The sequence below is a fragment of the Nodosilinea sp. P-1105 genome, from assembly GCF_012911975.1.
GTDB lineage: Bacteria > Cyanobacteriota > Cyanobacteriia > Phormidesmidales > Phormidesmidaceae > Nodosilinea.
This window is the reverse complement of the sequence record NZ_SMDQ01000022.1, coordinates 1-11,721: the sequence shown is the minus strand read 5'-3', so window position 1 is coordinate 11,721 and position 11,721 is coordinate 1. Positions and strand designations below refer to the sequence as shown.

The 11,721-nt window shown below is 57.2% G+C and carries 9 protein-coding genes; 2 read left to right on the top strand and 7 right to left on the bottom strand.

Translation table 11 applies throughout. The features are described from left to right. Positions 1-20: 20 nt before the first annotated feature. From E1H13_RS11570 to E1H13_RS11555, 4 genes are all read right to left on the bottom strand, one after another. Entirely contained in the window at positions 21-644 is a 624-nt protein-coding gene (locus tag E1H13_RS11570) for a hypothetical protein (protein ID WP_169613574.1), read from the bottom strand. A gap of 123 nt (positions 645-767) precedes the next feature. After that, positions 768-2,348: a CHAT domain-containing protein gene (locus tag E1H13_RS11565; RefSeq protein ID WP_347404149.1), complete on the bottom strand. Its 1,581-nt coding sequence runs from the start codon at positions 2,346-2,348 to the stop codon at positions 768-770. A gap of 79 nt (positions 2,349-2,427) precedes the next feature. Further along, positions 2,428-4,734 carry a protein phosphatase 2C domain-containing protein gene (locus E1H13_RS11560; RefSeq protein ID WP_169613572.1) on the bottom strand — a complete coding sequence of 769 codons (2,307 nt, stop codon included), beginning with the start codon at positions 4,732-4,734 and terminating at the stop codon, positions 2,428-2,430. A 192-nt stretch (positions 4,735-4,926) separates the two neighbouring features. Next, positions 4,927-5,289: an NAD(P)H-quinone oxidoreductase subunit M gene (locus tag E1H13_RS11555; RefSeq protein ID WP_169613571.1), complete on the bottom strand. Its 363-nt coding sequence runs from the start codon at positions 5,287-5,289 to the stop codon at positions 4,927-4,929. Positions 5,290-5,415: 126 nt separating this feature from the next. Between E1H13_RS11555 and E1H13_RS11550 the strand changes: the two genes are divergently transcribed. Beyond that, positions 5,416-6,564 carry an alanine--glyoxylate aminotransferase family protein gene (locus E1H13_RS11550; protein ID WP_169613570.1) on the top strand — a complete coding sequence of 383 codons (1,149 nt, stop codon included), beginning with the start codon at positions 5,416-5,418 and terminating at the stop codon, positions 6,562-6,564. 95 nt (positions 6,565-6,659) lie between these two features. On the opposite strand, the gene E1H13_RS11545 is transcribed toward E1H13_RS11550, so the two are convergent. After that, on the bottom strand, positions 6,660-7,421 hold the full coding sequence (locus tag E1H13_RS11545; RefSeq protein WP_240966596.1) for a pentapeptide repeat-containing protein: 762 nt from the start codon (positions 7,419-7,421) through the stop codon (positions 6,660-6,662). Between the two features lie 273 nt (positions 7,422-7,694). On the opposite strand from E1H13_RS11545, the gene E1H13_RS11540 reads away from it, so the two are divergent. Continuing rightward, positions 7,695-7,883 (top strand): hypothetical protein, encoded by a 189-nt coding sequence (locus E1H13_RS11540; protein ID WP_169613569.1) that lies wholly within the window; start codon positions 7,695-7,697, stop codon positions 7,881-7,883. 213 nt (positions 7,884-8,096) lie between these two features. On the opposite strand, the gene hemJ is transcribed toward E1H13_RS11540, so the two are convergent. Both hemJ and E1H13_RS11530 read right to left on the bottom strand, forming a co-directional pair. Next, positions 8,097-8,681 (bottom strand): protoporphyrinogen oxidase HemJ, encoded by a 585-nt coding sequence (hemJ, locus tag E1H13_RS11535; RefSeq protein WP_169613568.1) that lies wholly within the window; start codon positions 8,679-8,681, stop codon positions 8,097-8,099. A gap of 261 nt (positions 8,682-8,942) precedes the next feature. Next, positions 8,943-11,237, bottom strand: coding sequence for a tetratricopeptide repeat protein (locus tag E1H13_RS11530; RefSeq protein WP_169613567.1), 2,295 nt, complete (start codon positions 11,235-11,237; stop codon positions 8,943-8,945). Between the last annotated feature and the right edge of the window lie 484 nt (positions 11,238-11,721).

The following is an 11,721-nucleotide window of genomic DNA, read 5'->3' as shown; positions in this document are numbered from 1 at the left end:
GTTAAACATGCCGATCTTGGTTAATTCTCCTGTTCAGCCGCCTTCAGGGCAACAGAGGCGATCGCTAAGCTTAATCGGGCTTGCTCAATGTCGGAAAGGGCATTCCAGTCGGCCTGGGAAATGGAGCGGAGGTTGAGGGCCAGAATTTCACTGCGACCATCCCGCAAAGAATAGGCCAGCGGACGGGCTAACACCGCCAGGTCATCGCTTTCCCACCCCGGTAAGGCCTCGTTCACACAGCCAACCAATTGCTCAATCAAGGGACGACCACTGCGGGCGAGGTGACTGGCTGTTGTGGCGATCGTTTGCAGCAGGGTGGCGGGCACCCGCTCTTGGAACTGCTGGTTAAGGCGAGCCAGCAGTGGCGTAGATGACGAGGTTGCATCAGCATGCCATTGAGCTTCGACCTGCTCAGACCAGGTGGACCATCCAGCCCGGAGGGTGGCATCAATGGTGGGATGATTCAGCAACTCATCGGCGGCGGTATCGAGGGATGCGAGATACGCCTCGGCCTCGGGACTATCGTGATCCCAAGGGTAAGGCGCATCAGGGGTGAACAGATGGGAGACAAAATCGTGATCAGCGGCCATAGGACGATTCGCAGGGGTAGAGGGGAGGTTAGAAGGCGAGGATGGCTGAGTCATGGGATTATCTATGAACGATGCACTGGATGGTAATCAGGTTGATAATAGACGCTACAGCATAACTTGCTACAATTCCGTAAGCCAGGCACGATTCAGTACAATTACGTAGCACAGCCTTGGCAACTAAGCATTACCCTCCAGGGTAAATTCCATCAACTGACCTTCCAGACTTCCGAATCGTACCAAAGTCCCCAGGGCCAGGGGCACCTCCTGACGATGGATATGCTGCCACGTGTGGCCATCAAAATAATGGGACCCATTGCGGGAAATATCCCGCAGGTAATAGCAGGGCTCGTGACCATCAGGGCCAGTCAGATTTCGGCAAAAGATTTCGGCATGCTGCCCCGAGACCCAAGGTTCCAAAATAACCAAGTCATTGTCGGGCAGCCGCCCGACCCGCATTAGGCCACCACACAAGCGGCCTAATCGGTGGGGGGGCTCTACCGATCGCAACACCGCCACTTCCGCTGGGGGCAGGTCATGCCCTGGAATCTGGGTCACCTCCTGGGCCGGTAGACGCAACAAGTGCCCATTAAACTGAGGATGCAGATAAAGCACGGGCAACGTCCAGGCGGCATGGTTAAACCGATACACTGTCAGCAGGTGCTGCCGGGTCCGAGCCATTGCTTGGTCGATGGGCTGCCGTTCGGCTAATCCCTGGGCCAAGACCTGAATGAAGCTCAGGGCCTCTTCGTCAGCAATCGAGTCACGCATGGCGAGTACCGCTGGCACCCCGTGGTGGAGCAACACCTCAGCTAAGCTACTGCGAGGAATCACCCCTTGTCCCTGTTGGTCAGGTTGAGCCCCCCAGCACGTGTTAAAAACAGCTAAACGAATGCCATTACGGGAGAGTGCCTGGGCCAGTTCAATGCCGCTGAGGGTTACCCCTGATTGCAAAAACAGTAGACCGCCATCGGGGGCTGGCACCCCGTGCCCGCTGTAAAAAAAGACGTTAAATCCCCCCGTTTCCAAGGTGGTGACCAGGGTTTTGGGATCTGGTTCCACTAAGGTTTGCACTTGGCAGGGGGCTGGGCTACCCAGCCGAGGGGTCAGGCGAGAGGCACTCAGTTCTAGTAAGTCTTTGAGTACTGCCGCCTCTTGGGCTAACTGGAGCTCACCCCCAGGCCCGGTGCTACTGCTATCTTGCCCCAACACCAGCAAAATCCGTAGGGATGTATCCAATTCGCTCAGGGGTAGAGGATCCACAGCATCAGTGGTGCGACTTAACAAAATCTGCGGTCCCAGGGCCAGGGCCGGGCGTCCAGGCTGGGGCTGCATAATTTCCCAGGGCAAGCTAATCAGCTCTGGGGCGCGAATGTCTAACCGCAGCTTCAACGGCCGATTTTGACCAATGGCAATCCCTTGACTGCGATCGAGGGTGTGACGAATCGGGCCATCAAATAGCCATTCCCATAGGCTAATGCCCAGTCCCTGCATCAACCGCCCCGTGTAGCCCCCCGCTTGAGAGGAGGGCGGAGACACCTGGTTCAGCAGATCATCTAGGTGAAACTGGGGCACAAAGGCGGAAGGTACATGGGGGACGCAGGGCAGTTCCCGCAGGGAGAAAAACTGCTGCCAACTACTCCAAAGCTGGGCCATTGTCTCGTCCCAGAGGCGATCGTGGTGGGCCGCCCCACCGGGAAAAGGGCTGTCTAATACCCAAATGGCGTAGTGATTAGCACTCGACCCCGAAAGGCGTTCCACAGCTAGGCATAAGGTCAGGGAGTTAGACGAAAACATAAGACAGTGATCAAGACTAAGCCTAGCAAGGGAGGCAGATTGGCTAAAACCTACAGGCTTCCCCCTGGGCCAGAGTAACGGATTCCAGGGCAGAAGCGGTGCGGTAGAGGTGGCTAACCCTAGCCCAGCCCTGTTGCCCTGGTGACGCCAACTGCTGTTCCAAGTCTGTAGCAGCCGGAGATAGATCCGCCGCCGGAGGTAAACCAGATTCGGTAGGGACTCGGTCTAAAGATGCCCCAGATGGAATGGAACACACCTGTAGCCGCACCCAGCGGCGGCCGTCAGCGGTGGTTTGCCGACTGGTAACGTTGACAATACTGCCGGTAGCTACCACCCGCCCGTTATCCATTTCGGCCTGATTCACCGCTGCTGTCAACCGCAGAGGGTTGCTGGTATCCGCTGGGGCAAGGCCTGATCCAATCTGCCAAAATGAGCCCACTGCCACGTCAGCGGTGATGGCCATAGCGTTTGCCGGTAGCTCATCCCCGGCAAGGCTGGCCAACGGCCAAGACAGGGTTACAGGTCGGAGAGCGGCTGGTGCGGGTTGTCGCTGGTGGTAGAACCAGGCCGCACTTCCGGCGGTCAGTAAAGCGGCAAGGCTGACTAGTCCCAGGGTAACCCAGGGCAAGCGCTTAGGAGGGGGGGGCGTAGGGTCTCCAATTGCGGTGGGCACAGCGGTGGGCTGGGCCGTTACTGCGATCGCTGAGTTGGCGGTTCGGCCTGCCCCAGCAGCTCGCAATCTGGCCCCTGGCAAGGTGGGCAGTGGGGCAGATTGGGGGATAAAACGCATCAGCCCGACGGTGACATTATCGTGGCCATTCAGTCGGTTAGCGTCATGAATTAAGGTTTGGGCGACGGACTGAATCGGACCATGGCCCCTGGTCAAAGGCTGGATGGTATGGCGCCATAGCGCGTCGACGCGATCGTAATCGCATAGCCCGTCTGAGCACAGTAGCAGGACGCTGGGATCGTCAATCAGCAAGTGTTGCACGGTGGGGTAAAGATAGCCTGAGTCGCTAATCCCCAGAGCCTGGATCAATGCACCGCCCCCAGGCATGTGTACCGCTTCAGAGTAAAGGGCATAACCAAGATGGGCTTCTCGGGAGGCCACATCATCATCCAGGGTGATTTGGGTACAGGTATCAGGGCTGATGCGATAAGCTCGACTATCGCCCAAATGGGCAATGGAGACATAGGGAAAATGCACCAGAGCCGCAACGACGGTTGTCCCCATGCGAGCCCGGGCCGATCGCTGCTCATGATTGTTGCGGTTGACGATCGCATCATTGACTGAGGCCAACGCCTGCTTGAACCGTTGGCTGACCATATCTGGACTGAGGTTGGGCTGTTCCCCTAGGGGCAGGAGCTCTTCCCTCAGGCGTTGAATGGCCATTTCTGAGGCTACCTTGCCCTGCTCATGGCCGCCAATGCCATCACAGACGAGTAACAGGGGTAGGGCATGGGAGCCGGACGTGCCCGCGAGCACCTGCTGCTGGACTTGGGCCTCGGGGTAACAGGCATCTTCGTTGCGATCGCGGGCTGGGCCTTGGTCAGTGTAGGCCACCCAGTCTATGGCCACCTTCAACCCCTGCCCCAAGGTTTGAATCGCTTGATCGACCTCAGCTGCTAGTTCGGTGCCAGCGGAAATAGCCCCCTGGATCAAGGCCTGGGTGACCCAGTCTAAATAAGCCCTCGATTCGGGTTGGGCAGTGGGGACCAAGGCCTGCCACCGTTGCCCTAGTTGGGTTAGGGTTGCGGCCTTGGGGCGATCGCTGTCAGCGGTGAGCGTGGTTAATCGCAACACCGCCTGATCCACCCGTAGTTGGTCTAGATCCAGCAGCGTCGCCGCCACCTGTTCCTGGTTGAGGGGCGTCCATAGGGCCGCCACTTGGCGCAGCCAATGCAGTTGTTGCAGGGCGGTCCCTTGAGACCACCGCTCCGCCAGGGAAGGCAGCAGGTAAGGCTTGATCTGGTCGCGATCGTCTACCGCTACCCCCAGGGGTGCCGCATCCAGCAGCAACACTGGATTGGGCATGCCACTCTCGTCAGAGGCGAGATAAGCATAAGGCCGAGGCATGTGCTGAGCTAATTCCGAAAGCCGCAAATAGGGCAGTAGAAATGGCGGAATTTGATCGAGAGTAGGGACTGACCCATAGGGTTGGATATCGAGCCAAATCTGGTCAGATAAAACTTGGTAGCGACCAGCTATCAGGCTACCGAGTTTCGCCCGCGTCACATCGGCCCCCACCGCCAGCAAAAACCGGTATAGCAGCGGAGTTCCACAGACGTGACAACGACTGGTCAAACCAGTGGCCACCGCCTGGCAGGTCGGGTTAAAGCACTGAATCACAATCCCTCAGGCATGACTAAAGGGCTAGAGATACAAGTCTATCTAACGTATGTGCAACGTGGCAGATGCAGATTTTGGGTTTTGGGTTGGCCTAACACCTGGCACTGTTGTCTAAATAAGTCATAAATCCAACCCACGACCAGCCATGGAGTTCTGCCTATGGGAAAGCTCTGGCTCTGGACTGGGGATAGATTACTCGCTGTCAGCGGCGTCTGAGGACTCAGCCGTTACCACTTGGGGCAAACCCATACTGTAGTTCAGAGCCCGGGTTTTGAGGTTATAGCTAATTTTCCCGGCCTGTAACTGTTGCCTGATGAAGTGCTCTAAATCAGAGCCAATGCGCCGCAGATTGTAGTCGGTTAGATCTTCCCCTTCAGCGGCATCCACGAGCCGGTCAAATTCGCCGTAAACCTCTTGGAGAGCCTGATCGGACCAGTTAAACTCGTTGTCAGGGTCTACATCAAGGGTCAGCAGATCGTCACTGGGGACCAACTCGTTGTTCTCCACCGTAGCGGTATAGATATGAACATGACGGGTTGTAGACTTGAGCATCATAGCCAGACATTGCCTATAGGACTACATCGTTCTGTCTTTGTATTAAACCTTATCCAAGTCCAGAAGTGGAATTTTGCTTGGTAAGCTGAAGGTTTGTTCTTTGATTGCAGAGTTGGGTGGCAAGGCATGGAAAACAAATTAATGCTAATGATTCCGGGGCCAACCCCGGTTCCCGAACCGGTGTTGCTGGCCATGGCCAAGCACCCTATGGGACATCGCAGTGGTGAGTTTAGCGCCCTGATGGGCGAGGTGACCGCAGGTCTAAAGTGGCTGCACCAAACCACGAATGATGTACTGGTGCTGGCGGCTAGCGGCACCGGGGCGATGGAAGCAGGCATGATCAACTTTTTGAGTGCAGGCGATAAAGTGCTGGTGGGCAATAACGGCAAATTTGGTGAGCGCTGGGGCAAAGTGGCCCGCGCCTATGGCCTGGACACCCAGGAAATTACCGCTGAATGGGGTAAGCCGCTGAACCCCGATGACTTTAAAGCGGCCCTGGAAGCTGATACCGCCAAAGCGATTAAGGCGGTGATTGTTACCCATAGCGAAACCTCCACTGGGGTACTCAACGATCTCGAGACTATTAACCGCCATGTTAAAGCCCATGGGGCCCTGATCATGGTAGATGCCGTCACCAGCCTGGGAGCCTGCTCCGTGCCTGTGGACGAGTGGGGCTTAGATGTGGTGGCCTCTGGCTCCCAAAAAGGCTATATGCTTCCCCCAGGGCTTGCCTTCGTCAGCGTCAGCCCTAAAGCCTGGGATGCCTATGAAACGGCCACCTTGCCCAAGTTCTATCTGGATCTAAAGCCCTATAGCCAGGGGGCGGCTAAAAACACGACGCCGTTTACCCCACCGGTGAATCTTTTCTTTGGCCTGCACGCCGCCCTGCAAATGATGCAAAGAGAAGGGCTAGCGGCTATTTTTGCCCGTCACGATCGCCAGCGACGCGCTACCCGAGCCGCCATGCAGGCCCTCAACCTGCCGCTGTTTGGGGCAGACGACTGTGCTAGCCCAGCGATTACTGCCGTCATGCCCCAACAGGTGGAGGCGGAGCAAATTCGCTCGGTGATGAAAAAGCAGTTTGATATTGCTTTAGCCGGCGGTCAAGACCACCTGAAGGGCAAGATCTTTCGGATTGGTCACCTGGGCTTTGTGGGCGATCGCGATATCCTGACGGCGGTAAGTGCTCTCGAAGCCACCCTGACCAAGTTGGGCTATAGCCAGTTCACCCCTGGGGCTGGGGTCAGCGCTGCGGGGCAAATTTTGCTGGGTTAAGCTTGCAGCACTAGAGGTCGTGCATTGGCGGCTCCTTAGCCTAGAGCCTACTATCACAGACTCAGCCGTTGAGCCGTAATGCACCGCCTCCCGGACTAGGGGTGGCTACCATCGGGCAGTATCGCCCCTGTAAAATCAGTATTGCGGAGGGTGGACCCTGTGAGGTCAGCCCCCTTTAAATTGGCCCCTCGCAAAATAGCCCCTGTGAGATCGGCATAGCTGAGATCAGCCCCCTCTAGGTTAGCCTCGGTCAAGTCGGTTTTAAGGGAGTCGGGGCGAAAACTTTGACCCAGGTGAGCACGGCAGAACTTGGCTCCCCTGAGGTCAGCCTGGGCCAGTTGAGCGCCGCTGAGGTCGGCATAGCTAAGGTTAGCCCCTTGCAGGTTGGCTCGCCGCAGGTTGGTTTGCTGGTCAGAGGTAGGGCGACAGTCAGTGTCTATCAACCAGGCCTGGGCCAGGTTAGCGCCTTGAAAATTAACACCGCAGAGGATCGCTTTAATCAGGTTGGCCTGGGGAAGTTGGGCCTGCACAAACACGGCCCCACTCAAATCGGCATCGCGCAATTGCACCTGGGTACAGTCAGCGGCGGTAAAGTTGGCCCCCCACAGCAGCGCCTCACTGAGGTCAGCCTGGGTAAAGTTACTTTTGACAAAGTGGGTGCGGCCCAGCCGCGACTGGCGCAAATCACTACCGCTAAAGTCGGCCCCACTCAGGTCCACTTGCAGGAGCTCAACTTCCAGCAACCTCAGGCCGGAGAAAATGCGATCGCCCGCCCGGTAGCGCGCCAACAGCTCCCTTGCATCCATGAATTTGCCATAGCCAACAACATCAGCAGTGTACTGTATTTGCTTTTTCATCACCTAGCCGCTGACAGCGCCGATGGTGAAACAGCAGTCGTTAGGAGCGAGTACCAACCCCCTGGAAGCGGCGTAGATACAGCTGGGAGCGGCCCTGGTTTTGTCGCCCACCCAGCCCAGGGAGGTCTGGCCAAGCCCTCATTTGCGGCAATCTACCGCAAATGAGGCCAAATTCTCAGGAAACTCTCAGGAAACTGGCTATCATTGCCGCCAATATTGTCCTACTGTTGGCACCACTGATGCTGACTGGTCATTCTAAAAAGGGATTCATCCATGAAAACTCATTACTTAGGCGCGATCGCGATCGCCGGTCTGTTAGCCACTGGTACCGTTGCTTGTGATGGGGTCAACCCCTGTGCTGGGGTTACCGAGCAGCAAGGGGATCCCTGTGCCGCTGACCCCTGTGCCGCTGACCCCTGTGCGGCCGATCCTTGTGCCGCTGACCCCTGTGCTGCCAACTAGGTGAAGCTAGGGGGCTCTCCAGTGAAAGGTGACTAGACCCCCTGCGTGAGCACCTGCGCCCATACCGCTGAGACCTGAAAGCTTACTATCTTTAGGCAGCTATCAGCTGCCTAAAGTCAGGAGCCAAGGGCAAACCACCTTCTGGCTCCTGACTGATTTATGCCCAAAGCACAGCTGTAGCCCACAGTCGCCAAGCTTACCGCCGGGTAACTATCACAGAGCCTGAGCTTCCGGAGCCTCGGCATTGGCCAACGCCTTCTCTTTATCCAACCGACGCTTGCGGGCATAGAGTTGAATCGTTGCCGCCATGAACACCACCAGCCCAACCATCAGCCAAGTGGTTGCCCCGGTCGGGAAATTATTTTTAAAGATCACCAGCATCACGATCGCCACCAACAGCAGAGTAGGGGCCTCATTCAACGCTCGTAACTGCTGACTCGACCACTGGCATTCTCCCCGATGGAGCTGACGCATTAAACGGCCGCAGTAAAAGTGGTAGCCCAACAGTATGGCCACCAGGCCGAGCTTAATGTGCATCCAGCCATCTTTGAGGTACTCGGGCATTTGTACCAGCAAGCCAATGGCCATGGCCACTGTTACCACCATGCCAGGGGTGGTAATGATGCTGTACAAGCGTTTTTCCATTAGCTCGTACTGGTTTTTGAGAATACTCTGGGCCGGTTCTGGCTCAGCCTCGGCTTCCACATGGTAGATGAACAACCGCACCAGGTAGAACAGGCCGGCAAACCATACCACTACGCCGATAATATGAAACGCTTTAAACCAGTAATACGCCATAGTGTTTCCTTAAATCCCGAGGGTTAAACGCTGGGGGATGTTTCAAACCGTTAAGTACGCTTTTCATTGTTATGCAAGGGTTTGGCCTTGAAAAGGTAAGCGCGACGGTTCTTAATGTTTGGGGCGCTGCCCATAACCTTGACCAAGGCGGTTGGCCAGGCGGAGGGGAATGCTGAAAACCATGGCATCTGAGGGGCATACCTGAGAAAGTGGTCAGGAGTTGTGTTTGAATCACCTGAACCTAGCCCTGGACGCATGTTTCTATAACCGTCGCAGCACCTGAGGCAACAATTCCCCAGGCACCTGGGACAGGGCCGCTTGCTGCCCAGCAATGCCCACAATTTCAAAATGAAGGTGCACGGTGTAGACCAGGGCCGTCACCAACGTATCTAATTGTTCAGGGCTGTCACGCCAGCCTTCGTAGGCGAGCAGACAGTGTTGTAGAGACACCTGCAAGTGACTCTGGCGCTGCGGTAACTCACCTTCGGGCAGTGCCTGGGCGATGTAAGCGTGCACCACCCCAAAGCTGTGGAAGGTGGCCCACAGGTCAAAGCCCAGAGGCTGCGGGTTAGAGGACCGGAGAGCGTTATCGGCCGCTTTGAGGGCCGTCTCATAGGCCCTGGCGGCATGCTGGAGGGCCTGTAGCCGGTTGGGTACATGCTCGGCTAAATCAAACCAGGCCGTGCCCAGGTTGTTGTGGGTAGAGGCACAGCCGGTTGGGGTTGTAGCCATGGTGCGGTAGGACAGGGCCGCCGTATAGGCGGCAATGGCCCGCTCTAACAGCAAAACCGGCCGCTCATGCTGGGCCAAACTCCAGTAAGCAATCCCCAGATTATTCTGGATCATGGCGTAGGTCTGAGGATCCGCCTGGGGCGATTGCTGGTCCAGGGCGGCTTCATAGGCCTTGATGGCGCTGGCCAGATGGTGCTGGGGATTCTGGTATTTGGCCAACTCCCAGTGGACTGTGCCCAGACCGTTTTGCAGGTTGCCATAGTCTTGGGGCGATCGCGCCCCTGGATCACAAGCCAGCGCTTGATCATAGGCATGCAGTGACTTTTCCAACCAAGGGAGTGGGTCATCGTGATTAGCCAGTAAACCATACACCGTGGCCAGGTTGCTATAGAGCCGCCCCAGGGTATCTGCCGGAGCGGTGTGCTGACAGTTGTCCAAGGCCGTTTGGTAAGTGTCAATGCTGCGGTGTAGCCAGGGGACGGCGGCCGATCCAGTCTCCTGCTGCGATCGCAACCAGTAGAGACTGGCCAGGTCATTCAGCGTGTCACACCAGTCGGTCTCCCCCGCCAGCAGCCCGGTGCTAGCCCGCTCATAGGCGGTCACAGTAAAGTCCAGCAGAGCTGGGGACGCCGGAGTCTGATCAATAACATTGCGACTCATTTGCCCCAACGCCAGATAGGCCCGAGCAATGGTCAAGGGTCCAGCCTGCTGACGAATCAAGGTGTGAATGTACTGCCACAGACGGTTAATGTCGTCGCTAGCTGCCAACTCTGAGGGCAAGGGCGGCAAAACAGAGGTATTGGCCCCAGTCGCTGCCGCAGGAGGATGGGGAGGCTGTGTTGCCGCTGCCGCTTCTGCCTCGGCCTGGCGCAACTCCTCCAGTACGTCCTGGGGGACCGTGCCCAACGGGGGCATGACCATGGCCGAAAATGCCTCATGGTCCGTGGCTGCAAACGTGACTGGGACGGTTGAGGCCGTCTGGTTCGGCGGCACAGCCCCCAGGGATGAGGTGGATGTCGCCCCCTGAAGCTCAGTCCCAGCAGGGTCAGGTTCAGCGGTAGCCGAGGTGGCAGCGGTGCTTTTCCCAGAGGTATCTGGCTCCAAGGTGGCTAAGTCTTGCCGCAAGACAGTCCACAGATTTGGTTGATCAACAGGGTCATCTGAATCGGCCAGATCGTCGCACTCATCGGCTTCCGGTGGGGCAGAGACAGTAGCAGGGCCAGTAGCAGGGCCAGGGGCCGTCGGAGCACGGCTGGGGAAAGGATCCGGGGACATCGGTTCACCGGCAAATTCAAACAGACCACTGCGCGATCGCCAAAAGGTAGGTACCGACTGGCGAATTTTGGTCAGCCAGGGCCGAGGCACCCACACCAGTAGACGGCAGTCCAGCTGGGTCAGCAAGGCATCGACCCGAATCAGGGAGGCCAGAAACCGGTTTTGCAGGGTAGGGGACTGGCGGGTAAGTTGATCGACCCCCACAATTTGAAACACCGGAATGATAGGACTACTGGCTTGCAGTAATCGCTGCTGCTTTAACCAAACCAGCACCTCCCGCACCAGGTCAGGATGCTGCGCATCCAGCCGTAGGGTAACGATGGGGGACAACCGCGATCGCACCGTATCTGCCAGGGGCACCGTCTCGGGATAGGGACTAAAGTGAGCTTCTAACTGCTCGGCCAGTTGGGCTTGTAAGGCCCCATTGTCACAGACCGCAATCAGCAACTGGCGACGCAAATTCAGCTGCAGGGCCAACCTCAGCTCTTGGTAGGTTTCTTGGTTATGGCCCAAGAAGGTTTGGGAATCCAGATGCACAGCAACGGTCATGGTGGATAAGATGCAGGGCGGGGGCAGGCAGAGTCGGCAGTCTTTATCTTAGTTATGCCCTTTTTCTATTACACTTCATTCCCCGGCCAATGGTTTCAGGAAAACCCATGATTTCAAGTCATGATTCAGGTCTCCTCGCCCCTTCCCCGCCCACCGTACCATTCCCCTGCCAGGGCGGACACCTCGGTCCGCCCCTACGTTATTTCTTCTAACACCCACCCACTGTGCCATTCCCCTGCCAGGGCGGACACCTCGGTCCGCCCCTACGTCACCCCCATTACCCATCCACCCATCCTCGACCGGTGCATTGCGGCCCCCGGTTGATCACCAAGGCCCAGCCCCCGACCGCTAATGCACCCTTGTATGTAAGGGTTGGCCCAAAATAGACCTAGGAGTGACTCTGGATGCACCCTAAAGCCCTTTAGAGCTTGCACGGTAGAACAAGAGCCTCCCTCATTTTGCCCATCGGATCGCGACCAGCAGA